This is a genomic window from Bradyrhizobium sp. KBS0727, assembly GCF_005937885.2.
In the GTDB taxonomy this organism is placed as follows: domain Bacteria; phylum Pseudomonadota; class Alphaproteobacteria; order Rhizobiales; family Xanthobacteraceae; genus Bradyrhizobium.
The window spans coordinates 4,554,416-4,579,197 of record NZ_CP042176.1; the positions used below are offsets into that span (position 1 = coordinate 4,554,416).

The 24,782-nt window shown below is 63.3% G+C and carries 22 protein-coding genes; 11 read left to right on the forward strand and 11 right to left on the reverse strand.

Annotated elements, in window-relative coordinates; all coding sequences use genetic code 11:
• Positions 1 to 477: 477 nt before the first annotated feature.
• From FFI89_RS21390 to FFI89_RS21405, 4 genes are all read right to left on the reverse strand, one after another.
• Positions 478 to 918, reverse strand: a complete 441-nt coding sequence (locus tag FFI89_RS21390) for a twin-arginine translocation pathway signal (protein ID WP_138829618.1) — start codon at positions 916 to 918, stop codon at positions 478 to 480.
• Between the two features lie 763 nt (positions 919 to 1,681).
• Positions 1,682 to 1,879, reverse strand: a complete 198-nt coding sequence (locus FFI89_RS21395; protein WP_138829619.1) for a hypothetical protein — start codon at positions 1,877 to 1,879, stop codon at positions 1,682 to 1,684.
• Positions 1,880 to 1,994: 115 nt separating this feature from the next.
• Positions 1,995 to 2,849, reverse strand: a complete 855-nt coding sequence (locus FFI89_RS21400) for a hypothetical protein (RefSeq protein ID WP_138829620.1) — start codon at positions 2,847 to 2,849, stop codon at positions 1,995 to 1,997.
• Positions 2,850 to 2,999: 150 nt separating this feature from the next.
• Positions 3,000 to 3,737 (reverse strand): 1-acyl-sn-glycerol-3-phosphate acyltransferase, encoded by a 738-nt coding sequence (locus FFI89_RS21405; RefSeq protein ID WP_168212983.1) that lies wholly within the window; start codon positions 3,735 to 3,737, stop codon positions 3,000 to 3,002.
• A gap of 191 nt (positions 3,738 to 3,928) precedes the next feature.
• Here FFI89_RS21405 and FFI89_RS21410 point away from each other — a divergent pair, with 191 nt between their 5' ends.
• On the forward strand, positions 3,929 to 4,789 hold the full coding sequence (locus tag FFI89_RS21410) for an alpha/beta fold hydrolase (protein WP_138829622.1): 861 nt from the start codon (positions 3,929 to 3,931) through the stop codon (positions 4,787 to 4,789).
• Positions 4,790 to 4,997: 208 nt separating this feature from the next.
• Here the strand turns inward: FFI89_RS21410 and FFI89_RS21420 are convergent, their stop codons facing one another.
• The gene (locus FFI89_RS21420) at positions 4,998 to 6,614 is read right to left on the reverse strand and encodes an ABC transporter substrate-binding protein (protein ID WP_138829624.1); all 1,617 of its coding nucleotides are present in this window, start codon (positions 6,612 to 6,614) and stop codon (positions 4,998 to 5,000) included.
• A gap of 254 nt (positions 6,615 to 6,868) precedes the next feature.
• On the opposite strand from FFI89_RS21420, the gene FFI89_RS21425 reads away from it, so the two are divergent.
• From FFI89_RS21425 to FFI89_RS21460, 8 genes are all read left to right on the forward strand, one after another.
• Entirely contained in the window at positions 6,869 to 7,999 is a 1,131-nt protein-coding gene (locus tag FFI89_RS21425; RefSeq protein ID WP_138829625.1) for a M20/M25/M40 family metallo-hydrolase, read from the forward strand.
• A gap of 201 nt (positions 8,000 to 8,200) precedes the next feature.
• A complete protein-coding gene (locus FFI89_RS21430) occupies positions 8,201 to 9,142 on the forward strand; it encodes an ABC transporter permease (RefSeq protein WP_138829626.1) in 942 nt (313 codons plus the stop codon).
• A gap of 12 nt (positions 9,143 to 9,154) precedes the next feature.
• The gene (locus tag FFI89_RS21435; protein WP_138829627.1) at positions 9,155 to 10,045 is read left to right on the forward strand and encodes an ABC transporter permease; all 891 of its coding nucleotides are present in this window, start codon (positions 9,155 to 9,157) and stop codon (positions 10,043 to 10,045) included.
• Positions 10,046 to 10,223: 178 nt separating this feature from the next.
• Positions 10,224 to 11,870 (forward strand): ABC transporter ATP-binding protein, encoded by a 1,647-nt coding sequence (locus tag FFI89_RS21440; protein WP_138829628.1) that lies wholly within the window; start codon positions 10,224 to 10,226, stop codon positions 11,868 to 11,870.
• Positions 11,871 to 12,073: 203 nt separating this feature from the next.
• Positions 12,074 to 13,606 carry a M81 family metallopeptidase gene (locus tag FFI89_RS21445; RefSeq protein ID WP_138829629.1) on the forward strand — a complete coding sequence of 511 codons (1,533 nt, stop codon included), beginning with the start codon at positions 12,074 to 12,076 and terminating at the stop codon, positions 13,604 to 13,606.
• A 5-nt stretch (positions 13,607 to 13,611) separates the two neighbouring features.
• A complete protein-coding gene (locus FFI89_RS21450) occupies positions 13,612 to 14,784 on the forward strand; it encodes a M20 aminoacylase family protein (protein ID WP_138829630.1) in 1,173 nt (390 codons plus the stop codon).
• Positions 14,777 to 16,198 carry an amidase gene (locus FFI89_RS21455; protein WP_138829631.1) on the forward strand — a complete coding sequence of 474 codons (1,422 nt, stop codon included), beginning with the start codon at positions 14,777 to 14,779 and terminating at the stop codon, positions 16,196 to 16,198. The genes FFI89_RS21450 and FFI89_RS21455 overlap by 8 nt, the downstream gene beginning before the upstream one ends.
• A gap of 153 nt (positions 16,199 to 16,351) precedes the next feature.
• On the forward strand, positions 16,352 to 17,242 hold the full coding sequence (locus FFI89_RS21460) for a crotonase/enoyl-CoA hydratase family protein (RefSeq protein WP_138829632.1): 891 nt from the start codon (positions 16,352 to 16,354) through the stop codon (positions 17,240 to 17,242).
• A gap of 109 nt (positions 17,243 to 17,351) precedes the next feature.
• On the opposite strand, the gene FFI89_RS21465 is transcribed toward FFI89_RS21460, so the two are convergent.
• The 3 genes from FFI89_RS21465 to FFI89_RS21475 form a co-directional block, all read right to left on the reverse strand.
• Positions 17,352 to 18,326 (reverse strand): NADPH:quinone oxidoreductase family protein, encoded by a 975-nt coding sequence (locus tag FFI89_RS21465; protein ID WP_138829633.1) that lies wholly within the window; start codon positions 18,324 to 18,326, stop codon positions 17,352 to 17,354.
• Positions 18,326 to 18,946: a 2-hydroxychromene-2-carboxylate isomerase gene (locus FFI89_RS21470; RefSeq protein WP_138829634.1), complete on the reverse strand. Its 621-nt coding sequence runs from the start codon at positions 18,944 to 18,946 to the stop codon at positions 18,326 to 18,328. The genes FFI89_RS21465 and FFI89_RS21470 overlap by 1 nt, the downstream gene beginning before the upstream one ends.
• Before the next feature lie 145 nt (positions 18,947 to 19,091).
• On the reverse strand, positions 19,092 to 19,796 hold the full coding sequence (locus tag FFI89_RS21475; RefSeq protein WP_138829635.1) for a glutathione binding-like protein: 705 nt from the start codon (positions 19,794 to 19,796) through the stop codon (positions 19,092 to 19,094).
• Positions 19,797 to 19,924: 128 nt separating this feature from the next.
• Between FFI89_RS21475 and FFI89_RS21480 the strand changes: the two genes are divergently transcribed.
• Positions 19,925 to 20,947 carry a methionine synthase gene (locus FFI89_RS21480; protein WP_138829636.1) on the forward strand — a complete coding sequence of 341 codons (1,023 nt, stop codon included), beginning with the start codon at positions 19,925 to 19,927 and terminating at the stop codon, positions 20,945 to 20,947.
• 125 nt (positions 20,948 to 21,072) lie between these two features.
• Here the strand turns inward: FFI89_RS21480 and FFI89_RS21485 are convergent, their stop codons facing one another.
• The 3 genes from FFI89_RS21485 to FFI89_RS21495 all read right to left on the reverse strand — a co-directional run bounded on the left by FFI89_RS21485 (position 21,073) and on the right by FFI89_RS21495 (position 23,139).
• A complete protein-coding gene (locus FFI89_RS21485; RefSeq protein WP_138829637.1) occupies positions 21,073 to 21,690 on the reverse strand; it encodes a hypothetical protein in 618 nt (205 codons plus the stop codon).
• Between the two features lie 143 nt (positions 21,691 to 21,833).
• Positions 21,834 to 22,361 (reverse strand): xanthine phosphoribosyltransferase, encoded by a 528-nt coding sequence (gpt, locus tag FFI89_RS21490; protein WP_138829638.1) that lies wholly within the window; start codon positions 22,359 to 22,361, stop codon positions 21,834 to 21,836.
• A 40-nt stretch (positions 22,362 to 22,401) separates the two neighbouring features.
• A complete protein-coding gene (locus FFI89_RS21495; protein ID WP_138829639.1) occupies positions 22,402 to 23,139 on the reverse strand; it encodes a molybdopterin-binding protein in 738 nt (245 codons plus the stop codon).
• A 223-nt stretch (positions 23,140 to 23,362) separates the two neighbouring features.
• Here FFI89_RS21495 and FFI89_RS21500 point away from each other — a divergent pair, with 223 nt between their 5' ends.
• On the forward strand, positions 23,363 to 24,781 hold the full coding sequence (locus tag FFI89_RS21500) for a circularly permuted type 2 ATP-grasp protein (RefSeq protein WP_138829640.1): 1,419 nt from the start codon (positions 23,363 to 23,365) through the stop codon (positions 24,779 to 24,781).
• The last annotated feature ends 1 nt before the right edge of the window (position 24,782 follow it).

Consider the following 24,782-nt stretch of genomic DNA (forward strand, 5'->3'; position numbering starts at 1 on the left):
GCGGAGAACACCCGGCCTTCCCTGCGCAATGGCTTTACGGCTTATACGATTTCGTCCTGGTGACCGGCTTTCTTGCCACCATCATCGACGTCGGCTTTCGCTTCCGCCAACTTGACGCCAGCACCGGGGCGTCGGACCCAAACGATTTCGCCGTACGCTCTTGCCGCGCTCGTCAGTCGCAGCCTTCGCGTCCACCGCTCCCTGCCCCTCGTTTGCGACGATGGCCGACGCCCCTTGGTGGGACAGGATGGCGGGAGTTGAACGACTGATTTGCCCGACGGCGCCAGCGGAATATTTTTGTGCCAAGGGCTGGACCAACATCTGGTGTGATTTGCCCGTCGGGTAAGCGCGGAAGTTGTGTCTGTCCGCACGCCCCTAGAGCCGTTTCCGTTCCGTTAGAATCGGAACGGAGCTCTAGATTTTTGATTTGACGCGTTTTCTTGACGCGAGCCGGCGTCCACTTCGCTTGAAAGCGCTTTAGTGAACCGCGCTGCCGGACTTCGACGAACGGCCGCCGCGGATCACCGGCGCCGGCGCCACCACCGGCGGCTCGACCTTCACTTCCGGCTTCGCGTCCTGGCATCGGTTCTTTCGCCAGGCTTCCTCGGCCAGTTTCGACTGGCCGCGCACCGCGATGTATTCGTTGCGATAGGCCAGCTCAGCCACCACAGGCCCGGCAACGCCGGTTTCCGCCTTCGCCATCAGGCCCTGCAATTCCGCTTGGCGGTTCGCCAGGTTCTTGCGCTCCGGCTCGAGCTGCTTGCACTCGTAGAGATCGTATTTGGCGGGATCGGCGAACGCCAACGTCATGCTGTCGTTCATCTCGGCGCAGCCGGACAGCGCCGCCCCGAGCACAAGCAGCGCCAGCGCCAAGGCTGTGCGCGAAATCGGCTGGCGATCGGACAAGGTTGCGGGCATCGGACCTTCGTTAAGTGGATAATGTTGAGATTGCCTAAAGCAGCCCCGGATGTCGGCATTGAGGCTTTGCTTTGGCAGCCGCCCTCGCCTAAAGCTTTAAGGGCGCGTTTGGGGCAGATTATCCTAATTCCACTTCGCCGGTAAACGCGCTAAGTACCTGATTTGGTAGTCAAAGCGGGCGTGGCGAAATGGTAGACGCAAGGGACTTGAAGGTTTGAGTGCTCCTGGGGAAACCCGGGATGCAGAACTGCTCAAATTCGGGGAAACCTTTCACATGGCAATCCCGAGCCAAGCGCTCAGACCGAAAGGTCGGTGCGAAGGTGTAGAGACTAGACGGGCAGCACCTAAAGGCGCGAACGCACCAACGGTGAAGGTATAGTCCAGACCACAAACGCGCCCACGTGCAGCACTGCACCAAGCGAGGCGGCGAAAGCCGTAGCTGGTAAGAAAATCCCTCGGTTCGTAAGGACTGTGCCGGTTCGAGTCCGGCCGCCCGCACCATTTACCTTGCTACTGATGTCTTAGGATTGGTGCCGGTACGTCGTACGAGGCAGTCCAATCTGTGCTATTGTCAGGCTATGGCTCCTAAAAAATCACCACCAAAAAACGTCAAAGCATCGGGCTTTGTGATCGGCAGTGCGCGGTTCAGGAAAATAAGCGCGGTGGAGGGAATTCATTATTCTCCAAATATGAAAGGTGGCGCCGAGACCTCCAAGAGCAAGGCCGTTACTCCTGAGGAACGTCGCAAGGCTATCATAAAGGCCTATCGCAAGGCGTAGCCCCAATGTACGACGCCGCTGCCGACGATTACTGCTATCCCGGTACAACTGTCCTCAAGAACAAACTCGATCTTCAAGATGCCAACGAGCTTGCGGATTTCGAGGCGGAAGTCAGCGACGCTCGAGCCGACGAAGAAGTCCCGAGCGGTGATCTGGATTTCAGGCACTTCAAGGCGATTCACCCAAGGAACTCAAATCCCTCGATGGCGACGTTGTGTCGGTTCGAGCCTCACCGCCCGCATAATTCGCCACCGCTGCCAGGTTGGCGATCATAGAAAGAGTTTTTCTCCGTTCAATCTACAATTTTAACATCAATTCGGGCCAACCCCGCCAGGCTTCTCCCATCAAATTCAATAAATTTTCTCGCTGAAATGACGTCTCGTATTTTATCGTCGCGACAGCAGTGAACTCCTCTTGTCCGAGAACAAGCGGGCCAAGACCACTTGGATCATCGGATGCATCATCGTTGGGATGCACGTGGGCGATCAACCCATCGAAATAAAATCGGAAAAACGGTACTGAATGCTCATTTATATCATCGACCGAGGGAATGCGCTTTGTTTGAGCAATCGGAGTTAGATTATGGCTGTCACCCATCGTTGAAAGCTGATTAAGGTGAATTGAGAAATAAGTGGGGGGTCCCGGGTCTCTATTGACGAGCCGCGATCCAAGCTCATCCAGTTCTTCTGGTGAAAGGTTCATCCCAACAAATCCAGCATGCGTTGTGGCTGCAGCTCGCCATAATAAGCTTAGGAAAAACAATCGCAGCTTCTTGAAGTCGATATCCTTCAGCTTCCGAAGACCCCAACCGGTATCACCAATCACACTGTGATCCACATCGGGAGGTAGCACGCGAAACGGTCCCCACCCGCTCCACACCAACTTTTGTCGTCTTAGCTGCGGTATCGCCCAGTTATCGAATTCAGCGAGGATGGCCTCTCCCTCGGACGTGACGAGCCCGTTGTCGTACCAACTGCTCCACGCGCGTTTTGGTCGTTGCCCGCGGGCCGAAGTCTCAACGAAAGAAGTGCCGGCAAACTCTGGTCTCGTAAGCGCTTTTGGAATGAGATGAGCTTGCACAAACTTGCCCGGCTTCTTCGTGAGTTCACAGATGCCCCAATCACCTTTTCTAGATCGAACCGCTTTTGCCATTTGGCCTCCGCGAAAAACTGATGTCAAAGACGTCAACCATTCAATCGCGTCTCTCAAGGCCTGCTCGGCCTGACACCGTTCGTATCTCCTGCTCATTGCCACTGCGCCCGGCTAGCTGACTGCGCGCATCTTTTGGAACGTCCACGCCCCCTACCGCGACGCCTTCGCCTTGCCTTCCGCGACCAATCTCTCGCTTTCCTCCGAAATCACTTGCTCCAGCATCGCCTGAAACTCCTTGCGCGGCAGGCCCGGCGCAATCGGCGGGAGATAGGAGAGCATGACGGTGCCGCTGTGGATCATCAGCGTTTTCTTGCCCCAGAACAAACCGGAATTGCACGCCGCCGGCACCACCGGCACATCGAGCGTCGTGTAGAGGGCGGAGATGCCGGCAGCCTGGAACACCATGGGCTCGCCGACCGCCTGCCGTGTGCCTTGCGGAAACAGCAGCACCTTGCGCCCTTCCGCGACCGCGCGTTTCGCCTCCTCGACCATCTGCTTGAGCGCATGCCGGCCGGCCGCGCGATCGACCAGGATCATCGGATAGCGCTGCAGAAACCAGCCGACGATCGGGAGCCTGCTCAGTTCCTTCTTGGCGACGATACTGGCGTCGGGGAAATTCGCGCTCAGCGCCGCCGTTTCCCACAGCGACTGATGATTGCAGGCGATGATGCAGGCGCCGTCGGGAACGTGGTTGCGGCCGTATTCCCTGTAGTCGAGCCCGAGCACGATCCGGAACAGCAGCATGATCCCCTTGACCCAGACCTGCGACACCGCGCGCACGGTCGGACTACCGGCGTTGAACAGCCACAGGAGCGGCACCGTCAGCGACACGACAACCGTCAGGATCACCACCGCCGCGGCGAACAGGATCGATCTCAGATAGTGCAACGCTTGTTTCCCTCCGGACGTTCGACGGTATCGCGGCTTCCCAATACAGCACTTTGCGGACGTTGCACAATTCCGCAATCGGTCGCGTGAAATCCGCTTCGCCATCGACCGGCCGGGATTGCTATCCCGGATAGGCCGGCCTATCCAGGATAGGCCAGCCTATCCGGGATAGCCCAGCCCAGGATGGCCACATGCCGGTTCTCGAGCAGATCACGATCGCGCCGCACCTGACCTTCGACGCGCTTGTCGCCGGCGCGCCCGGTGCGCCGCTGGTGCTGCTGCTGCACGGCTTTGCGGAATCGATGAACTGCTGGCGCGCGCAGGTCACAGCCCTCGGCGAGATGGGCTATCGTGCCATCGCCCCGAGCCAGCGCGGCTATTCGCCCGGCGCCCGGCCGGATGCCAGCGAATTCTCGCATTACCTGATCGACCGCCTGATGGACGACGCGATGGCGATCGCGGCGGCGTCGGGCTATGGCGACGCGCAGTTTCATCTCGCCGGTCACGACTGGGGCGGCAGCATCGCCTGGGGCCTCGCCGACCGCCATCCAGCGCGGCTGGCCTCGCTTACCATTCTGTCACGGCCGCATCCGAACGCCTTCAACCGCGCGCTGCAAATGGTCGACGGCGATCAGGCGGATCGCTCGCGCCACCACAAGGCGTTTCTCGAAGCCGACGCCGCCGATGTCGTGCTCGCCGACGACTGCAAATGGCTGCGCGATCGCCTCAAAGCCAACGGCGTTCCTTCAAGCGCGATCGAACAGCATCTGGCCGTGCTCGGCAACAAGGCGGCGATGGAAGCGGCGCTGGCCTGGTATCGCGCCCGCGGCGCGATCCGCGGTCCGCTCGGCCCGATCAGGGTGCCGACCTTGTACATCTGGGGCGACGCCGACGACACCGTCGGCCGCGTCGCCGCCGAGGGCACCGTCGATTTCATCGCGGCACCCTATCGCTTCGAGGTGCTGCCCGGCGTCGGACACTTTGCAGCGGACCAGGCGCCGGCACGGGTGAGCGAGCTGATGCTGGAACATCTGGCGGCGCATCCGGTGTGAGGGGGGCCTCTTTGTCCGGAATCTGCGCGCGACAGCCGCTGCTGATAGCCGGCGTCATTGCGAGCGAAGCGGCTTGTCATTCCGGGGCGATGCGAAGCATCGAACCCGGAATCTCGAGATTCCGGGTCTGGTCCTTCGGACCATCCCGGAATGACGAGATCTTTTTCGTCGCTCACGCTCCTCGTAATAACGAGTAGAGCGAGTGCCCCTACTCGCTTTTGTCGATATTCCAGAAGATCGGCGTCGCCGGGCCGTCGAGCACGCCGGTCAGCGACTTCCGCCATGCGCTCGGCTGGGTGTACTGGCCGAGCGGAATGTAGATCACCTGATCGTAGGCTTCCTTCTGGATCTCGGCGGCGATCTTCTTCTGGTCCTCGAGCGTGGTGGCCCGCGCGAAATCGTTCTTGAGCGATTCGATCTTCGGATCATCCGCCCAGCCGAACCAGCCGCCGTTCTTGCCCTTGCCGCCGATCGCGAAGTTGACGATCGGGTTCGACAGGTCGGCGCCGTTCCAGTTGGTGAAGAACATGTTCCAGCCGCCTTCCTTGATCGGCTTCTGGCTGGCGCGGCGGGAGACGACGGTGCCCCAGTCGGTGGCCTGCAGATCGATCTTGAAGCCGGCTTCCTTCATCAACTGGGCCGCGACGATCGGCTGCGCCTTCAGCGTGACGACGTCGCCGGGCGCCATGATCACGACGGGCGTGCCGTCATAGCCGGACTCGGCCAGCAGCTTCTTGGCTTCCGCCATGCCGTTGCCCTTGACGACGGATTCCGAACCGACGTCGGTAGCAAGCGGCGTGCCGCAGACGAAGACCGCGCCGCAGATCTTGTAGTATTCCGGGTTGCCGATCAGCGCATCCAGCACGTCCTTCTGGTTCATCGCCAGCAGGGCAGCGCGGCGTACCTTGACGTTGTCGAAGGGCGGGAAAAGAAAGTTCATGCGCCCGACGGTCTGGAAACCGACCTTGTCGAGCGTGTCGATCTTGATCTCCTTGTTGGCTGCCAGCACCGGAAGAATGTCGAACGACGGGATTTCCATGAAATCGATATCACCGGACTGCAGCGCGTTCACCGCGGTCTGCGCGTCCGCCATCGTGATCCATTCGACGCGGTCGACCTTCACCACCTTGCCGCCCGAGGTCCAGCTCGGCGGCTCCTTGCGCGGCACGTAGTCGGTGTTCTTCACAAACACCGCTTTGACGCCGGGCTGGAATTCGGCCTGCACGAACTTGAAGGGGCCGGATCCGATCAGTTCCGGGATCGGTGTCCCGGCCGGTGTTTCCGCCAGGCGCTTCGGCATCATGAACGGCACGATCGATGACGGCTTGCCGAGCGATTCCAGCACCAGGCTGTAGGGCTCCTTCAGCTTCAGCGTGATGGTCTTGGCGTCGGTGGCATCGAGGCTCGCGGTGAAGTCCATCAGCTTCTGGCCCATGCCGTCGGCCTTGCCCCAGCGCTTCAGCGACGCCACGCAATCCTCCGCCGTCACCGGCGTGCCGTCATGCCACTTCAACCCATCGCGCAGCGTGAAGGTGTAGGTCAGCTTGTCGTCGGAGATCTTATACTCCGCCATCTGCGGCTGGATCTTGAAGCTGGAATCCTGCGCCAGCAGCGTGTCGTAGATCATGTAACCGAAATCGCGCACGATATAGGCGGTGGTCTGCATGCCCGGCGTACGCAGATCGGCGTGCATCACCGCGGTGATGGTCTTGCCGGCGGCGATCGCTTGCGACGTCACCAGCGGCGACGTCAGCGCCACCGAAAGCGCGAGAGCCGACAATGCGGACGCTATCGTTGGACGCTTCCAACGCGTGATGTGGAACATTCGATCTCTCCTGACGTGAAACTGGTCAAAGCCCGATGATTCATTATGCATGAAGTCCGATATTTGGGCGAACTAACACGCTGTAAATCCAGACTATTTGAGACTTGCACCAAGCGCGTGGCGCGTCAATCCGGTTTTGGCGAGATCGAACGTATACAAATGAAATGAGGAAGCGGCAGCTATTTGACTTTACAAATCCACCGCATGCGATTTTCGTAAGCCGGCGCGATACTGCTCAAGCTGAGAGAAAGTTCATGAACCCGGCCAATCTTCCCTTTGATTCCGAGACCATGCTGCAGGGGCTGCGAGGCTGGGTGGAATGCGAAAGCCCGACCTGGGATACGTCCGCCGTCGGGCGGATGCTCGACCTCGCCGCGCGCGACATGGCGGTCATGGGTGCGACCATCGAACGCATCGCCGGCCGGCAGGGATTTGCCGGCTGCGTTCGCGCCCGGTTTCCGCATCCGAAACAAGGCCAGCCCGGCGTCCTGATCGCCGGCCATCTCGACACCGTCCACCCGGTCGGCACCATCGACAAGCTGAAGTGGCGGCGCGAGGGCAACAAATGCTTCGGCCCCGGGATCTTCGACATGAAGGGCGGCAACTATTTGTCGCTGGAAGCGATAAGACAACTCGCCCGCGCCGCGTTCACGACGCCGCTGCCGATCACGGTGCTGTTTACGCCGGACGAGGAAGTCGGCACGCCCTCCACCCGCGACATCATCGAGGCGGAAGCCGCGCGCAACAAATACGTGCTGGTGCCGGAGCCGGGACGGCTCAATAACGGCGTCGTCACCGGGCGTTACGCGATCGCGCGGTTCAACCTCGAAGCCGTCGGCAAGCCGAGCCATGCCGGCGCCACGCTGTCCTCGGGACGTTCAGCGATCCGCGAGATGGCGCGCCAGATCATCGCCATCGACAGCATGACGACTGAAGATTGCACCTTCTCGGTCGGCATCGTGCATGGCGGCCAATGGGTCAACTGCGTCGCCACCACCTGCTCCGGCGAGGCGCTGAGCATGGCCAAGCGCCAGGCCGATCTCGACCGCGGCGTCGAGCGCATGCTGGCGCTATCAGGCAGCGCCAATGACGTCTCGTTCACGGTGACCCGGGGCGTGACCCGCCCGGTCTGGGAACCCGACACCGGCACCCTGGCGCTGTACGAGAAGGCGCGCGGCATCGCCAGGGCGATGGGCCATGAGCTTCCCCACGCCAGCGCCGGCGGCGGTTCCGACGGCAATTTCACCGGCGCCATGGGGATTCCGACGCTCGACGGCCTCGGCGTCCGCGGTGCCGACGCCCATACGCTCAACGAACACATCGAAGTCGACAGCCTCGCCGAACGCGGCCGGTTGATGGCGGGGTTATTGGCGACACTGGAGTAAGGGTGAGGTCACCGTCATTCCGGGATGGTCCGAAGGACCAGACCCGGAATCTCGAGATTCCGGGTTCGATGCTTTCGCATCGCCCCGGAATGACGGAGTGCCCATCCAATGGCACGGGACTTGCTGAACTGGTACGCTACCGGCCGAGAATAGAGGCTGTGCCGACCGAATGACCGGTTGCCACATTTGTAACGGATCAAAATGTTCGGATATCTGCTTCGCCGCATCCTCGCCACCATCCCCGTGATGGGCGTCGTTGCGCTGTTCGTGTTCCTGTTGCTGCGGCTGACGCCGGGCGATCCCGCCGCGATCCTGGCCGGCGACAATGCCACGCCGGAAAAACTCGAACAGATCCGCACCTCGCTCGGCCTCACCGAGCCGCTGTACACCCAGTTCTTCACCTGGATCGGCCGGCTGCTGCACGGCGATCTCGGCGTCTCCCTGATCTCGAACGTGCCGGTGCTGAAGATGATCAGCCAGCGCGTCGAGCCGTCGATCTCGGTGGCGCTGTGCACCATCATCCTCTCCATCCTGGTCGCGGTCCCGCTCGGGGTGATCGCGGCATGGAAGCACGGCACCTGGATCGACCGTTTCGTGATGGGCCTCTCCGTCGTTGGCTTCTCGGTCCCCGTGTTCGTGATCGGCTATGTCCTGATCCAGATTTTTGCGATCGACCTGCGCTGGGTGCCGGTGCAGGGCTTCAAGAGCATTTTTGCCGGCTTCGGCCCGTTCTTCGAGCGCATCATCCTGCCGACCTGCACGCTGTCCTTTATCTATGTCGCGCTGATCGCGCGGATGACGCGGGCAGCAATGCTGGACGTGCTCGGCGAGGACTACGTCCGCACCGCGCGCGCCAAGGGCATCTCCGAGACCGGCGTGCTGCTGCACCACGCGCTGCGCAACGCCGCGGTCCCCGTCATCACCGTGATCGGCACTGGATTCGCGCTGCTGATTTCCGGCGTCGTCGTTACCGAGAGCGTGTTCAACCTGCCCGGCATCGGCCGCCTCACCGTCGATGCGGTGCTGGCGCGCGACTATCCGGTGATCCAGGCGATGATCCTTTTGACGTCGGGCATCTATGTCGCCGTCAATCTCCTGATCGACGTCGCCTATACCCTTCTTGATCCCAGAATTCGTTATTGAGGCTCGGTACTGATGGCCATCGAAACCCTCCCCGAACCGTCGATACCGGTCACCACGCCGCTCCGGCCAAGACTTGGATTCCTGACGTCGACGCCGATCATCGCGGTCGCGACCGTGCTGCTGGGGCTGATCGTCTTAATGGCCATCCTGGCGCCGCTGCTCGCCCCGCACGATCCGCTGTTGCTGGCGCCGGCGCAGCGGCTGAAGCCATCGACTGCCCTGCACTGGCTCGGCACTGACGGCTACGGCCGCGACGTGCTGTCGCGCATCATCTATGGCGGACGGATTTCCCTTGTTATCGGCATCGGCGCCGCGATCTTCTCGATCGGCATCGGGCTTGTGATCGGCCTCGTCTCCGGCTTCTTCAAATGGGTCGACGCCGTGATGATGCGGGTGATGGACGGGCTGATGGCGATCCCGAGCATCCTGCTCGCGATTGCCGTGGTGTCGCTGTCCGGCGCCAGCCTGATGACGGTGCTGATCGCGATCACGATTCCGGAAATTCCGCGCGTGGCGCGTCTGGTGCGCTCGGTGGTGCTGTCGGCGCGCGAGGAGCCCTATGTCGAGGCCGCGATCTCGGTCGGCTCCAGCCTGCCCAAGATCATGTGGCGGCACCTGATGCCGAATACGATCGCGCCGCTGATCGTGCAAGGCACCTACGTCTGCGCGTCCGCCATCCTCACCGAGGCGATCCTGTCGTTCCTCGGCGCCGGCATCAATCCGGAGACGCCGACCTGGGGCAACATCATGGCCGAGGGGCGCGCCTACTTCCAGATCAAGCCGTCGCTGATCTTCTGGCCCGGCCTGCTGCTGTCGATCGCGATTTTGAGCATCAACCTGATCGGCGACGCTGCCCGCGACGCGCTCGATCCGAAGATGAAGCAGCGGGAGGGCGCGAAGTGACGAGGATGCAGTCATTCCGGGGCGCACGAAGTGCGAACTACGATGTGCAATTGCACATCGGAGAATCTCGAGATTCCGGGTTCGCGTCTTCAACGCGCCCCGGAATGACAAACGATAGATTTCGGCGCTGTCCGCCCCGGAATGACGGTGGCCGGAATGACGGTGGGGAAAGCCTGATATGACCAACGTCGTTCTCGACATCGACAACCTCATCGTCGGCCTCGGCAGAGATCCGGCCGCCAAGCGCATCATCGACGGCATCTCGCTGCAGGTTCACCAAGGCGAGACGCTGTGCGTGGTCGGCGAAAGCGGATCGGGCAAATCGGTGACGTCACTGACGGTGATGGGGCTGTTGCAGAAAGGCGCGCTGGTGCCGTCCGCCGGCAGCGTCAAGCTGGTCGGCGAGGAACTTTTGAACGCCAGCGACCGCCGCCTGCGTCAGCTACGCGCCACCACCATGGCGATGATTTTTCAGGAGCCGATGACGGCGCTGAACCCAGTGGTGCCGGTCGGCCGCCAGATCGACGAAGTGCTGCGCGTCCATACCGACCTCGACGCCCGGGCGCGGCGCGCGAAGATCCTGGCGATGATGGAACAGGTGCGGCTGCCCGAGGTCGAGCGCATCTTCGCTTCCTATCCGCACCGGCTCTCCGGCGGCCAGCGCCAGCGCATCATGATCGCGATGGCGCTGGTGCTCGAACCCAAACTCCTGATCGCGGATGAGCCGACCACGGCGCTCGACGTCACCACGCAAAAGCAAATCCTGACCCTGATCCGCGACCTGCAGCGCGATCACGGCACCGCGGTGCTGTTCATCACCCACGACATGGGCGTGGTCGCCGAAATCGCCGACCGCGTCGCGGTCATGCGCAACGGCCGGCTGGTCGAAACCGGCGCGCTCGACACCATCCTGCGCCAGCCCACCATGGAATACACCCGCAACCTGCTGTCGGCCGTGCCGAGCCTGGTGCCGCGGGCGCCGCGCGCGGAGACCGAAGAACCCATCGTGCTGGAGGCCAACGATCTCGGCAAGGTCTATCGCGAACGTTCCTTCTTCGGCAAAGCCCGCGAAGTCGCCGCCGCCAAGGACGTGACGCTGACCCTGCGCAAGGGCCGCACGCTGGGCATCGTCGGCGAAAGCGGCTCCGGCAAGTCGACGGTGGCGCGCTGCATCGTGCGCCTGATCGACCCCACTTCCGGCGGCGTGCGCCTGGCGGGGCGCGAAATCTCCGACCTGTCGCGCCGGCTGCTGCAGCCGCACCGCAAGCGCATCCAGATCATCTTCCAGGATCCGTACCGGTCGCTCAATCCGCGCGTCACCGTCGGCGAAAGCATCGCGGAAGGTCCGATCAATTACGGCATGCCGCGCAGCGAGGCGCTGGCGAAGGCGCGCGAACTGCTCGAACTGGTCGACCTGCCACCCGACGCGATCTCGCGCTATCCGCACCAATTCTCCGGCGGCCAGCGCCAGCGCATCGCGATCGCGCGCGCGCTCGCCCTCGACCCCGACGTGCTGGTCGCGGACGAAGCGGTCTCGGCGCTTGATGTTTCGGTGCAGGCGCAGGTGCTGGAACTGCTCGATGAAATCCAGAGCCGGCTCGGCATCGCGCTGCTCTTCATCACCCACGACCTTCGCGTCGCCGCGCAAATCTGCGACGACGTTGCCGTGATGCAGCATGGCCGGGTTGTGGAACAGGGACCAGCCGCGCAGGTGCTGACCAACCCGCAGCAGGCCTATACCCGCGCGCTGCTCGAAGCCGCCCCCGGCCGCGGCTGGGATTTCGCCAATTTCCGGCCGGTTTCGGCCGGTATTGCCGCGGAGTGACGCTCTCTCGCCGTCATTGCGAGGAGCGCAAGCGACGAAGCAATCCATCCATCCGTTCTGCCGCAATATGGATTGCTTCGCTTCGCTCGCAATGACGGTATTGGTGACGGCGTAAGCCCCATGCAAATCTGGATTGCTTCGTCGCTTGCGCTCCTTGCAATGACGAGTCTAACGTCGCGCCGGAATTTCAATCGAGACACCTGATGACCCGTATCGCCGTCGGCGGCTTCCTGCACGAGACCAATACCTTCGCGCCGACAAAGGCGACCTATGCCGATTTCGTGCATGGCGGCGGCTGGCCGGCGATGGCGCACGGCGCCGACGTCCTTAAAGTGATGCGCAAGATCAATGTCGGCCTCGCCGGCTTTGTCGAAGCCGCGGAGGTCAATGGCTGGGACTTGGTGCCGACGATCTCCTGCGGCGCCAGTCCCTCGGCCCATGTCACCGAGGATGCGTTCGAGCGCATCGTCAAGGAGATGGTCGACGGCATCGCCAATGCCGGCGCGCTGGATGCGGTTTATCTCGACCTGCATGGCGCGATGGTAACCGAGCATTTCGACGACGGCGAAGGCGAAATCCTGCGGCGCGTGCGCCAGGTAATCGGCCCGGAGCTGCCACTGGTCGTCAGTCTCGACCTGCACGCCAATGTGACGCCCGAAATGGTCGAACATGCCGACGCGCTGATCGCCTATCGCACCTACCCCCATGTCGACATGGCCGACACCGGCCGGGCCGCCGCAAATCATCTCGCGCTGATGCTGAAGACCAGGACGCGCTTCGCCAAGGCGTTCCGTCAACTGCCGTTCCTGATTCCGATCAGTTGGCAGTGCACCAACGACCAGCCGACCAAAGGGATCTATCAGCAGCTCGCCGATCTTGAGAACGAGGCCGTGCCGACGCTGTCGTTCGCGCCGGGCTTCCCGGCGGCGGACTTCAGGGATTGCGGGCCGAGCGTGTTCGCCTACGGCAAGACCCAGGCCGATGCCGATGCCGCAGCGGACAAGGTCGTCGCACTGATCGAAGGCCATGAGGACGATTTCGACGGCCGGATATTCTCGCCCGATGACGGCGTGCGTCACGCCATGGAACTGGCGAAGACGGCATCGAGGCCGATCATCATCGCCGACACCCAGGACAATCCCGGCGCCGGCGGCGATTCCGACACGACAGGCATGTTGCGCGCGCTGGTCCGCAACAACGCCACCCGCGCCGCCACCGGCGTGATCTACGATCCGCAATCGGCCAAGGCCGCGCATGCGGCCGGGGTCGGCGCGTCAGTCACGCTCGCGCTCGGCGGCAAGTCCGGCATTCCCGGCGACGCGCCGTTCCAAGAAACGTTCATCGTCGAAAAGCTGTCGGACGGAAAATTCGTGGCGCCCGGCCCCTATTATGGCGGCCGCGACATGGACATGGGCCCCTCGGCAGCGTTGCGCATCGGCGATGTCCGGGTAGTCGTGAGTTCGCACAAGGCGCAGCTCGCGGATCAGTCGATGTATCGTTATGTTGGCATCGAGCCGACCGAGCAGGCGATCCTTGTCAACAAGAGTTCGGTGCACTTCCGCGCCGATTTTGAGCCGATCGCCGAAAAGCTGCTGATTTGCGCCGCCCCCGGCGCGATGCCGGCGGATACCGCAACGCTACCCTGGACCCGGCTGCGTCCGGGCATCCGCATCAAGCCGAACGGCCCTGCCTTCACGCCGCCGGCCAAAGCACGTTCAACTTCCATCACGGGATAACAACCATGCCCACCATCGAACGCATCGACGGCTATGCCGAGGAACTCACCGCGATCCGCCGCGACCTGCACGCCCATCCCGAGATCGGCTTCGAAGAGGTGCGCACCTCGGGCATCGTCGCCGACAAGCTGACGCAATGGGGCATCGAGGTGCATCGCGGGCTCGGCGGCACCGGCGTGATCGGCGTGCTCAAGGGCAAGGGCACCGGCACCAAGCGGATCGGGCTGCGCGCCGACATGGACGCGCTGCCGATGGAAGAGAACACCAACCTGAAATGGCGCTCGACCATTCCCGGCCGCTTCCACGGCTGCGGCCATGACGGCCACACCACCATGCTGCTCGGCACCGCGCGTTATCTGGCCGAGACCAGGAATTTCGACGGTACCGTGCACTTCATCTTCCAGCCTGCCGAAGAAGGCCTCGGCGGCGCGCGCGCCATGATCAAGGACGGCCTGTTCCAGAAGTTTCCCTGCGACGAGGTCTACGGCCTGCACAATGCGCCGGACCTCGATCATGGCGAGATCGCGATCCTGCCGGGACCGGCGATGGCGGGCGCGGATTTCTTCGACATCGTCATCCAGGGCTATGGCGCCCACGGCGCGATGCCGGAGCGCTCCAAGGACGCGGTGGTGATCGCAACGACGTTGGCGCAGGCGCTGCAGACCATCGTCAGCCGCAACGTCGATCCGTTGAAGGCCGCGGTGCTCTCGATCACCCAGATCCATGCCGGCTCCGCCTATAACGTGATCCCCGGCGACGCCAGGCTCTGCGGCACCGTGCGCGCGTTCGACGACGGCGTGCGCGCGCTGATCCGCGAGCGCATGCGCGCGATCTGCGCCGGCATCGCCGCGACCTTCCAGTGCGAGATCACGGCCGACATCCGTGACACCTTCAGCGTGCTGGTCAACGAGGTTGAGCAGTCCAATGTGGTCGAGCAAGTAGCGAAGACCGTGGTCGATCCGTCCAAGGTCATCACCCGCTCGCAGCCGAAGATGGGCAGCGAGGATTTCGCCGATATGATGCAGGCGGTGCCCGGCGCCTATTTCTGGGTCGGCCACGAGGGCTCGGTGCCCGTGCACAATCCCGGCTACGTCCTCGATGACAAGATCCTGCCCATCGGCGCCAGCATGTTTGCGCGCATCATCGAAACCCGCCTGCCGGTAGGTTCCCATGCATAAACCGACGCCTGAGGAAGCGGTCACGTCGCTGCATGACCTCAGCGCCGTCGACCTGATTGCCGGCTATCGCGCCAAGCAATTCTCGCCCTCCGAAGTGCTGGAAGAAGTGCTGGCGCATGTCGCGGTGTGGGAACCGCACATCCATGCGCTCTATCTGTTCGATCCCGAAGGCGCCCGCGCCACGGCCAGGGCGTCGACCGAACGCTGGAACAAGGGCGAGCCAATGGGCACGCTCGACGGCGTACCGGTCACGATCAAGGACAACATCGCCACCAAAGACCAGCCGGTGCCGCTCGGCGCCGCCAGCGTGACGCTGACGCCCGCACCGAAGGATGCGCCGCCCGCCGCGCGGTTGCGCGAGGCCGGCGCCGTCATCTTCTCCAAGACCACGATGCCGGATTACGGCATGCTGTCTTCGGGACTCTCGAGTTTCCATCCCCTCACCCGCAACCCCTGGGACGTCAGCAAGAATCCCGGCGGCTCGTCGGCCGGCGCGGGCGCGGCCGGTGCTGCCGGTTACGGTCCGCTGCATCTCGGTACCGACATCGGCGGCTCGGTACGGCTGCCGGCGTGCTGGAACGGTCTGTTCGCGCTGAAGCCAAGCCTCGGTCGCGTTCCCGTCGATCCGCCCTATGTCGGCCGCGTCGCCGGGCCGATGACCCGCATCGTCGACGATGCCGCGCTGATGATGAGCGTATTGTCGCGGCCCGACCGGCGCGACGGCATGAGCCTGCCGGCGCACGAGATCAACTGGAAGGCGCTGGACAAATCGCCGCGCAAGCTGCGCATCGGGTTGATGCTCGATGCCGGTACCGGCCAGGCGCTGGAGAAAGAGGTCCGCGACGTCGCGGTCAAGGCCGCGAAGGCGTTTGAATCCGCCGGCGCCGTCCTCACCGAAGTCGACGGCATCCTGACCCGCGAAATGCTCGACGGGCTCGACCATTTCTGGCGTGCCCGGATGTGGTCGGATCTCTCACTGCTGCCGCCCGAGCAGCGCGCCAAGGCGCTGCCCTACATCTACCAATGGGCCGAGACCGGCGCGAAACTCAGCGGCGTCGACGTCGTCAGGGGTTTTAACGCCACCATGGCGATCCGCGCCGCCGCGGCAAAACTGTTCTGCGAGGTCGATTACGTGATCTCGCCGGTGTCGCCGGTGGTGAATTTTCCGGCCGAATTCGCCGCACCGCTCAACGATCCGCTCAGGCCGTTCGAACACATCGCCTACACCGTGCCGTGGAACATGTCGGAAAATCCCGCCGCCTCGATCAACGGCGGCTACGACAAGAAGGGTTTCCCGATCGGCGTGCAGATCGTCGGAAAACGCTTCGACGATCTCGGCGTGCTCGGCATGGCCAAGGCGTTCGAGGGCCTGCGCGGCCCGCAGAAGCCGTGGCCGAACCCGCCGAAGAAATGACGGTGTAGCCCTCTCCGTCATGGCCGGGCTTGTCCCGGCCATCCACGTTCTTACTGTGACGCGGAAAGGACGTGGATGCCCGGGACAAGCCCGGGCATGACGATGTATGAAACCCGACGACGCAAGAAACGAACAACGGTAGAGGAACACCCAATGGCGTATGAGACGATCAAGTACGAGGTCGAGGATCAGATTCTCACCATCACGCTGAACCGGCCCGACAAGCTCAACGCCTTCAACGGCACCATGCAGCAGGAACTGATCGACGCGTTCGACGCCGCCGACAAGGACGACAACGTCCGCGCCATCATCGTGACCGGCGCGGGACGCGGCTTCTGCGCCGGCGCCGACCTCTCCTCCGGCGCCAACACGTTTGACCGCGACGCCCGCCGCGGGCCGGTGAAGCGGCTCGCCGATGGCAGCGTCGACTACAGCGATCCGCAGGTCCGCGACGGCGGCGGCCAGGTGACGCTGCGCATCTTCAAGTGCCTGAAGCCTGTGATCGCGGCGGTGAACGGCCCGGCGGTCGGCATCGGCGTCACCATGCAGCTGGCGATGGATATCCGCATTGCGTCCGAGGCCGCGCGCTTCGGCTTCGTGTTCTCGCAGCGCGGTATCGTGCCGGAAGCCGCCTCCTCCTGGTTCCTGCCGCGCATCGTCGGCATCTCGCAGGCGCTGGAATGGTGCTATTCGGGCCGCGTGTTCCCGGCGCAGGAAGCGCTGGCCGGCCGCCTCGTCAGTAAGGTGGTGCCGCCGGACGACCTGCTGCCGACCGCGCGCGCGATGGCCAAGGAATTCGCGGCCAAGACCGCGCCGGTGTCGGTCGCGCTGATCCGGCAGATGATGTGGCGCATGATGGGCGCCGACGATCCGATGGAAGCCCACAAGGTCGACAGCCGCGGCATCTACGCCCGCGGACGTTCGGGAGATGTCAAGGAAGGCGTGGTCTCGTTCCTGGAAAAGCGCCCGGCGCAGTTCAAAGACAAGGTTTCGGCTGACATGCCCGACTATTTCCCGTGGTGGGACGAGCGCGGGTATAAATAGCGAGGCCGGCCACAGGCATATCTGTCATCACCCGCGAAAGCGGGTGATCCAGTAAACACCGGCGCCTCGATCACGATGAATGCCTCCGCCTTCGCGGGGCATGACGGGTTCATCCCATCGTCAGCGCCACCCGCCCGATCGCCTTGCGGTCGATCAACAGCCGCATCGCGCGGGCGTAGTCTTCCAGCGGCAGGCGGTGCGAGATGTTGGGGCGGATTTTTCCGGCTTCCGCCCATTCGGTCAGCGCCTTGATCCTGACTTCGCCGAGCGCGGGATTTTTCCGCACCGCTTCGCCGGCGCGCACGCCAAGCACGCTGGCGCCCTTGATCATCAGCAGGTTGGTCTTCGCAAGACCGATGCCGCCGGTGAAGCCGATGATCAACAGCCGTGCGCCCCAATTGATGCAGCGCATGCTGTTCTCGAACACCTCGCCGCCGACCGGATCGAACACTACGTCGGCGCCCCGCCCGTCGGTGATGCGCTTGACGGCATCGCGGAACGGCTCGCGGTCGTAGCGCACCAGATGATCGGCGCCGCGCGCCTTGGCAATCTCGAGCTTCTCGTCGCTGGACGCGGTCGCGATCACGGTGGCGCCGAGCATCTTGCCGATCTCGACAGCAGCGAGGCCGACGCCGCCGCCGGCGCCGTGCACCAGCAGCACCTCCCCGGGCTGAAGCTGGCCGCGGTCGATCAGCGCGTGATACGCCGTGCCGTGGCCGGCGAGAAACGTCGCGCCCTCGGCGTAATCGAAAGTCGAAGGCAGCCGCACCAGTTGCGCAGGCGTGGCGATCGCCTCGTCGCAATAGGCGCCGTGCCGCATCTTGACGATGACCTTATCGCCGACCGCGACGCCCTCGGCCGCATTGACCTCGACGATGTCACCGGCGGCTTCCACGCCCGGTGTGAACGGCAGCGGCGGCTTGAGCTGATATTCGCCCGCCGCCATCAGCACGTCAGGGAAATTGATCCCGGCGGCGCGAACAGCGACGCGCACCTGCCCGGGCGACAACGGCGCCGAGGCAAATGTTTCCAGGCGCAGGCCCTCGGGCGGGCCGAGTTCGCGGCAGACGACGGCTTTCGGCATCAGGCGGCTTTCTCTTGCAGGCGCAGCACGGCTTCGCGGATCAGCGGCATCCGGTCGTTGCCGAAATACATGTCGGTCTTGCCGACGAAGATCGTCGGCGAACCGAAGCCGCCGCGCGCCATCACTTCGTCGGTATTGGCCTTGAGCTGATCCTTGACCGCTTGCTGGCCGATGCCTTCGAAAAATTTGACATGATCGACGCCGGCTTTCTTGCAGACCTCCGTCAGTACCGAATCCTGCGAGATGTCCTTGTCGCCGCCCCAATAGGTCTCGAACACCGCGCGCGCGAACGGCACCATCTGCGGGCCCGATTCTTTGCCAACCCAGATGCAGCCGCGCATCGCCTTGACGCTGTTCACTGGAAACACCGTCGGCGGCATCTTGATCGCGAGCCCCGCTGAGCGCGCCCAGTCGGCGAGGTCCTTCTTCATGTAACGCGCCTTCAACGGCACCGGCGTCTCGCGCTGCGCATAGACGCTGGGGTTGACGGTATTGAAGATGCCGCCGACCAGGATCGGCCGCCAGCTGATGTCGACGCCCAGCTCTTTCGCAAGCGGCTGGATGTTGTGGAAGGCGAGATAGGTCCAGGGACTGGAACAGTCGAAGAAGAATTCGATCATGGGGATTTCCTTTTTGTTTTGATTTTCTCGGACCTCATCCTGAGGAGCGCGCCCTTGCGCGCGTCTCGAAGGATGAATGAGGTGGCACCATCGTGGCCTCATGGTTCGAGACGGCGCAAGCGCCTCCTCACCATGAGGAACTAACTTAGCGTTTTCCCGCCATCTCCTTCGCCGCCTGCCCGAACATGTTCTTCCGCGCCTCCTCGTCGAACGGCTCTTTCACGAACTTGCCGATCGCCAATCCCGCCTGCACCTGCGGCCGGGCGCGGACGGTGGCGTACCAGCGCTTGACGTTGGGGTAGTCGTCGAGCGTAAAGCCCTGCGCCTTGTGGGTCATGGTCCAGGGAAAGCAAGCGATGTCGGCGATCGAATAGTCGTGGCCTGCCACGTACGCGCCGGTCTTGCCCAGTTGGGTGTCGAGCACGCGGTAGAGCCGCGCCGCTTCGTCGCGGTAGCGCTCGATCGCGTAGGGAATTTTCTCACTTGCATAGAGCGCGAAATGGCCGTGCTGGCCGAGCATCGGGCCGAGCCCGCTCATCTGCCACATCACCCACTGGATCGCCTGCGAACGGCCGCGCATATCCGAGGGGAGAAAGAGGCCGGTCTTCTCGGCTAGATAGATCAGGATCGCGCCGGTCTCGAACACCGAAAACGGCCCGCCGCCATCAGCCGGCGCGCGATCGACGATCGCCGGAATCCGGTTGTTGGGGCTGATAGCGAGGAATTCCGGCCGAAACTGCTCGCCGGCGCGGATGTTGACGGGAATGACGGTGTAGGGAAGCCCGAGTTCCTCCAGCATGATCGAGATTTTCCAGCCGTTCGGCGTCGGCGCGTAGTGCAGGTCGATCATGGCTCCCTCGATGCCGTCACCTCGGGTTTATTCCCCGGTGGCGGCGACTTTTGTTGTTCTGTACGGCGATCATAAGACATGGCAGACAGGCGCTCAATCAGACAATCAGAACCTGCCGGGAGGCCGTTATGCTGTTTCCAACCACGATCGCAGGCTCCCTGCCGAAGCCGGAATGGCTGGCCGAGTCCAACACGCTGTGGGCGCCCTGGAAATCCAAGGGAGACGAACTCGCGCGCGCCAAGCGTGACGCCACCCTACTGGCGGTGAAGCTGCAGGAGGACGCCGGCGTCGATATCGTCACCGAGGGTGAACAGGCCCGCCAGCATTTCGTCCACGGCTTTCTGGAGAAGATCGAGGGCATCGATTTCGCCCACAAGGTCGAGATGGGCATCCGCAAGGACCGCTACAAGGCGATGGTGCCGCAGGTGGTGGCGCCGCTGACGCTGAAGGGGCGCGTCCATGCCGACGAGGCCCGCGTCGCCCGCACCCACACCAAGAACAAGCTGAAGTTCACCCTGCCCGGCCCGATGACCATCATCGACACTATCGCCGACAAATATTACGGCGACCGGATCAAGATGGCGTTCGCCTTTGCCGAACTCTTGAACGAGGAAGCCAAGGCGTTGCAGGCCGACGGCGTCGACGTGATCCAGTTCGACGAACCCGCCTTCAACGTCTACATGGACGAGGTGTCGGACTGGGGCATCAAGGCGCTGGAACGCGCGGCCCAAGGGCTCACCTGCGCCACCGCCGTGCACATCTGCTACGGCTACGGCATCAAGGCCAATACCGACTGGAAGCAGACGCTCGGCAAGGAGTGGCGGCAGTACGAGGATATTTTCCCGGCGATCGCCAAGAGCCCGATCCAGCAGGTCGCGATCGAATGCCGCAATTCGAAGGTGCCGCTGGATCTGCTGGGGCTCTTGACCGGCAAGGTCGTCCAGGCCGGCGTCATCGACGTCGCCAGCGACACGGTCGAGACTGCCGAGGATGTGGTTGCCGTGATCGAAGCGGTGTCGAAATTCGTGCCGAAGAGCAACATCGTCGCGACCACCAATTGCGGCATGGCGCCGATGCGTCGGGATATCGCGGAGGCGAAACTGATGGCGCTGGGTGCAGGGGCGAAACTGGCACGGGAGCGGTTGGGGTAGCTCCGTCATTGCGAGCGCAGCGAAGCAATCCATCTATCCGCGATAGAAAGTATGGATTGCTTCGTCGCTTACGCTCCCTTGCGCAAACGCTTTGCGTTTGTCGCAAGCAGTGACGGGCGAAGCATCTACCCCACCGCACTCGCATGCAGCACCGGCCGATACCCCGCCGATATCGCCCGCAGGGTCGACGGCGGCGTCAGCAACATCGCATAGGCGATTGCGGTGTCGGCCGTGCGATAGCCGGCCATCGACCACAACAACGTTCTGCCCTGCAGAACCAGAAAACTTTCCACGCCCGCCTGCACCATCGCGCCGTCAGGTAATTCCGTTACCGGCATCGGCAGCGAATGCAGCCGCTTATTGCCGCGCTCCAGCCGTTCTCGGTGCAACACGGCATCCATCTCCTTCGCGCGCACATTCGTCACGCCATTGCCCTTTTCCCACGCCGCGCGAAAACGATTGGCGTCGTCGCGGCGGCAGAAGAAGCAGGGCCGATGGCCGGCCGCGAACGCGGTCGCTTCGTCGAGGAAGAACAGCTCGGTCCAGCTCCGGCGCGCCATCACCTGGCGCCGCCAGCCGCGGAATTCGCAGACGCAGGTGATCCAGGCCGGGCTCGACCAGCGCTTGTTCAGCAGGGTCTTGGTCGCGGGATCGTGGATGATGCCGCGATTGCCGGTGAAGATGCCGCGATTGGGATCGGCGACGATGTCGCCGGTGGGGGTGACGCGGTTTTGCAGCGGCATCTTACTTCTCCTTCTCCCCGTTCTTACGGGGAGAAGGTCGGGATGAGGGGCTCTCTCCCCACACACCGAACCCGCGGAGAGTCCCCCTCACCCGAAGCCTTCGGCTTCGACCTCTCCCCGCAAGCGGGGCGAGGTAAGAAAGTTTAAGCCGCCCCGTCGCGGATCGGCGGCTGGAACGACAATGCAGTATCCCAGGGAAAAAAGATCCAGGTGTCCTGCGACACTTCGGTAATGTAGGTATCGACCAGCGGACGGCCCTTCGGCTTGGCGTAGACGGTGGCGAAATGCGCGTCCGGCATCATGTCGCGGACCAGCCGCCCGGTCTTGCCGGTGTCGACGAGGTCGTCGACGATCAGCAGTCCCTTGCCGGTGCCGGCGCCGAGTTTGGCGGTGTCGGCGGAAACGCCCTTGAGAACCTGAAGCTCGCCCTGCTTGTCGTGATCGTAGCTCGCGATGCAGACGGTATCGATCACGCGCACGCCGAGTTCGCGCGCGACGATCGCGGCCGGCACGAGGCCACCGCGGGTGATGGCGATGACCGCATGAAACGGCCCGACCTCGTTGAGCCGCCAGGTCAGCGCCCGGCAATCCCGATGAAACTGGTCCCACGACACCGGAAAGGCCTTGCCGGCCCGCTCCTGCGCGCTCAGTGCCTGCGCATCTGCCGCCATTGTCTTCTCCTGTAGCTTTCGAATTCGGCTTCCGCAGCCGCTAACGCGTAATGTTCAGGCCCGCCAGCATCTCCTTCACCGCGGTCATCGCGGCGGCGAGCTTTTCGGGATCGCGGGAGCGGACGACGAGATTGGTGTTCGGCTTCTTGTCCTCGTCCTGGAACGGATAGCTGCCGATGATGGTATCGGGATGGGCGGCGGCGATCGCCCGCAGCGGGCCACCGATGTCGCCTTCCCGCGCGTCGGCGCGGACCGAGTCCGACAGCATCCGCACGCCCGATTTCAGCTTGGGTGCGACGATGTCCATCATCGCCTGCATGATGGTGGGGATGCCGGCCATCACGATGACATTGCCGAGCTTGAAGCCGGGCGCCAGGATGGTCGCGCTCTGGATCAGTTCGGCGCCATCGGGGACGCGAGCCATGCGCAACCGCGCCTCGTTGAGGTCCTGCTCGGTCCAACGCTCCTTAAACCGCGCCACCACTTCGGGGTGATGGTCGATACCGACCCCGAACGCCTTGGCAACGCTGTCGGCGGTAATGTCGTCATGGGTCGGGCCGATGCCGCCGGTGGTAAAGACGTAATTGTAGCGATGCCGCAGCGCATCAAGGGCGGCGATGATGTCGGCCTCGTCGTCGGCGACAACCCGCACTTCCTTGAGGTCGATACCGATATTGGTCAGGTATTCGGCGATAAAGCCGATGTTCTTGTCCTTGGTCCGGCCGGACAGGATCTCGTCACCAATGACCAGAATTCCCGCCGTGACGATCTCACTCATGACTTCTCCTCACACCCTGTCCCCTGACATTGCGCAAGCAACGCATTGAAGTCACGGGGGTTTGCTGCCGAAATAAGCACCCGGCAGCCTGATTTTAGGGCAGCACGGCGAACTACCCATATCAAATGCCGCCAGCCAATGCATATCGCGCTGGCCCGGCCCTTGCTACCACCCCGTCAAGTCATGCACTGTGTCGTATGGCTTCCACAGATAGTCAGGATTTATGGCAGTCGCGTTTGATGAAATGAACGGCCCCGGCGGGGACCTCCGCTCGGCCTACCATGAGCTCTCCAGCTGGCTGAAGGAGACGCCGCCCGACGCCCTGGAGTATCGCCGCCAGGAAGCGGAACTGCTGTTTCGCCGGATCGGCATCACCTTCGCGGTCTACGGCGACGCCGAGGCCCAGGAGCGGTTGATCCCCTTCGACGTGATCCCGCGGATTTTCGCGGCCAAGGAATGGGTCCTGCTCGAAAAGGGCCTGAAGCAGCGGGTGCGCGCGCTCAACATGTTCCTGCGCGACATCTATCACGGCCGCGACATTCTCCGCGCCAACATCATTCCGGACGACCTGATCTTCCAGAACCCGGTGTTCCGGCCCGAGATGAACGGCCAGGACGTGCCGCACGATGTCTATGTCCATATCGCCGGGATCGACATCGTCCGGGTCGACGCCAACGATTTCATCGTGCTGGAGGACAATGCGCGGACGCCGTCCGGCGTCTCCTACATGCTGGAAAACCGCGAAATCATGATGCGGCTGTTTCCGGACCTGTTCGCCCGCCACCGCGTGGCGCCGGTGGAAAAATATCCGGACGAACTGCTGTCGGCGCTGCGTTCGGTGGCGCCGCTGTCGGCCTCGGCGGAACCCACGGTCGCGCTGATGACGCCCGGCGTCTACAACTCCGCCTATTACGAGCACTCGTTCCTGGCCGACAAGCTCGGCATCGAACTGGTCGAGGGCCGCGACCTCGTCGTCAAGAGCGACGAGGTGTTCATGCGCACGACCGAAGGCCTCAAGCGCGTCGACGTGATCTACCGCCGCGTCGACGACGACTTCCTCGACCCCCTCACCTTCCGGCCGGACTCCGCGCTCGGCGTCCCCGGGCTGATGTCGGCCTATGCGGCCGGCAATATCACGCTGGCGAACGCGGTCGGCACCGGCATCGCCGACGACAAGGCGATCTATTCCTACATGCCGGAGATCGTGAAATTCTATCTCGCCGAAGAGCCGATCCTGAAGAACGTCCAGACCTGGCGCTGCCGTGAGCCGAAGGACCTGTCCTATGTGCTCGACAACCTCGGCGAACTTGTCGTCAAGGAAGTGCACGGCTCCGGCGGCTACGGCATGCTGATCGGCCCCGCCGCCACCAAGGCGACGATCGAGGCGTTCCGCGACAAGCTCAAGCGCGAGCCGGAAGGTTTTATCGCCCAGCCGACGCTGGCGCTGTCGACCTGCCCGACCTGCACCGCCTCCGGCCTCGCGCCGCGCCACGTCGATCTCAGACCGTTCGTGCTGACCGGCCGCGATCACGTCACCATCGTGCCGGGCGGGCTGACACGGGTCGCGTTGAAGGAAGGCTCGCTGGTGGTCAATTCGAGCCAGGGCGGCGGCACCAAGGACACCTGGATACTGGACGAATAGA

Excerpts from the sequence above, each read along its gene's own strand:
- FFI89_RS21465 (WP_138829633.1), bottom strand. The coding sequence starts at position 18,326 with ATGCCGAAAGCCGTCGTCTGCCGCGAACTCGGCCCGCCCGAGGGCCTG.
- FFI89_RS21445 (WP_138829629.1), top strand. The coding sequence starts at position 12,074 with ATGACCCGTATCGCCGTCGGCGGCTTCCTGCACGAGACCAATACCTTC.
- FFI89_RS21425 (WP_138829625.1), top strand. The coding sequence starts at position 6,869 with ATGAACCCGGCCAATCTTCCCTTTGATTCCGAGACCATGCTGCAGGGG.
- FFI89_RS21500 (WP_138829640.1), top strand. The coding sequence starts at position 23,363 with ATGGCAGTCGCGTTTGATGAAATGAACGGCCCCGGCGGGGACCTCCGC.
- FFI89_RS21430 (WP_138829626.1), top strand. The coding sequence starts at position 8,201 with ATGTTCGGATATCTGCTTCGCCGCATCCTCGCCACCATCCCCGTGATG.
- FFI89_RS21410 (WP_138829622.1), top strand. The coding sequence starts at position 3,929 with ATGCCGGTTCTCGAGCAGATCACGATCGCGCCGCACCTGACCTTCGAC.
- FFI89_RS21495 (WP_138829639.1), bottom strand. The coding sequence starts at position 23,139 with ATGAGTGAGATCGTCACGGCGGGAATTCTGGTCATTGGTGACGAGATC.
- FFI89_RS21460 (WP_138829632.1), top strand. The coding sequence starts at position 16,352 with ATGGCGTATGAGACGATCAAGTACGAGGTCGAGGATCAGATTCTCACC.
- FFI89_RS21440 (WP_138829628.1), top strand. The coding sequence starts at position 10,224 with ATGACCAACGTCGTTCTCGACATCGACAACCTCATCGTCGGCCTCGGC.
- FFI89_RS21400 (WP_138829620.1), bottom strand. The coding sequence starts at position 2,849 with ATGGCAAAAGCGGTTCGATCTAGAAAAGGTGATTGGGGCATCTGTGAA.
- FFI89_RS21485 (WP_138829637.1), bottom strand. The coding sequence starts at position 21,690 with ATGCCGCTGCAAAACCGCGTCACCCCCACCGGCGACATCGTCGCCGAT.
- gpt (WP_138829638.1), bottom strand. The coding sequence starts at position 22,361 with ATGGCGGCAGATGCGCAGGCACTGAGCGCGCAGGAGCGGGCCGGCAAG.
- FFI89_RS21390 (WP_138829618.1), bottom strand. The coding sequence starts at position 918 with ATGCCCGCAACCTTGTCCGATCGCCAGCCGATTTCGCGCACAGCCTTG.
- FFI89_RS21455 (WP_138829631.1), top strand. The coding sequence starts at position 14,777 with ATGCATAAACCGACGCCTGAGGAAGCGGTCACGTCGCTGCATGACCTC.
- FFI89_RS21435 (WP_138829627.1), top strand. The coding sequence starts at position 9,155 with ATGGCCATCGAAACCCTCCCCGAACCGTCGATACCGGTCACCACGCCG.
- FFI89_RS21475 (WP_138829635.1), bottom strand. The coding sequence starts at position 19,796 with ATGATCGACCTGCACTACGCGCCGACGCCGAACGGCTGGAAAATCTCG.
- FFI89_RS21480 (WP_138829636.1), top strand. The coding sequence starts at position 19,925 with ATGCTGTTTCCAACCACGATCGCAGGCTCCCTGCCGAAGCCGGAATGG.
- FFI89_RS21420 (WP_138829624.1), bottom strand. The coding sequence starts at position 6,614 with ATGTTCCACATCACGCGTTGGAAGCGTCCAACGATAGCGTCCGCATTG.
- FFI89_RS21450 (WP_138829630.1), top strand. The coding sequence starts at position 13,612 with ATGCCCACCATCGAACGCATCGACGGCTATGCCGAGGAACTCACCGCG.
- FFI89_RS21470 (WP_138829634.1), bottom strand. The coding sequence starts at position 18,946 with ATGATCGAATTCTTCTTCGACTGTTCCAGTCCCTGGACCTATCTCGCC.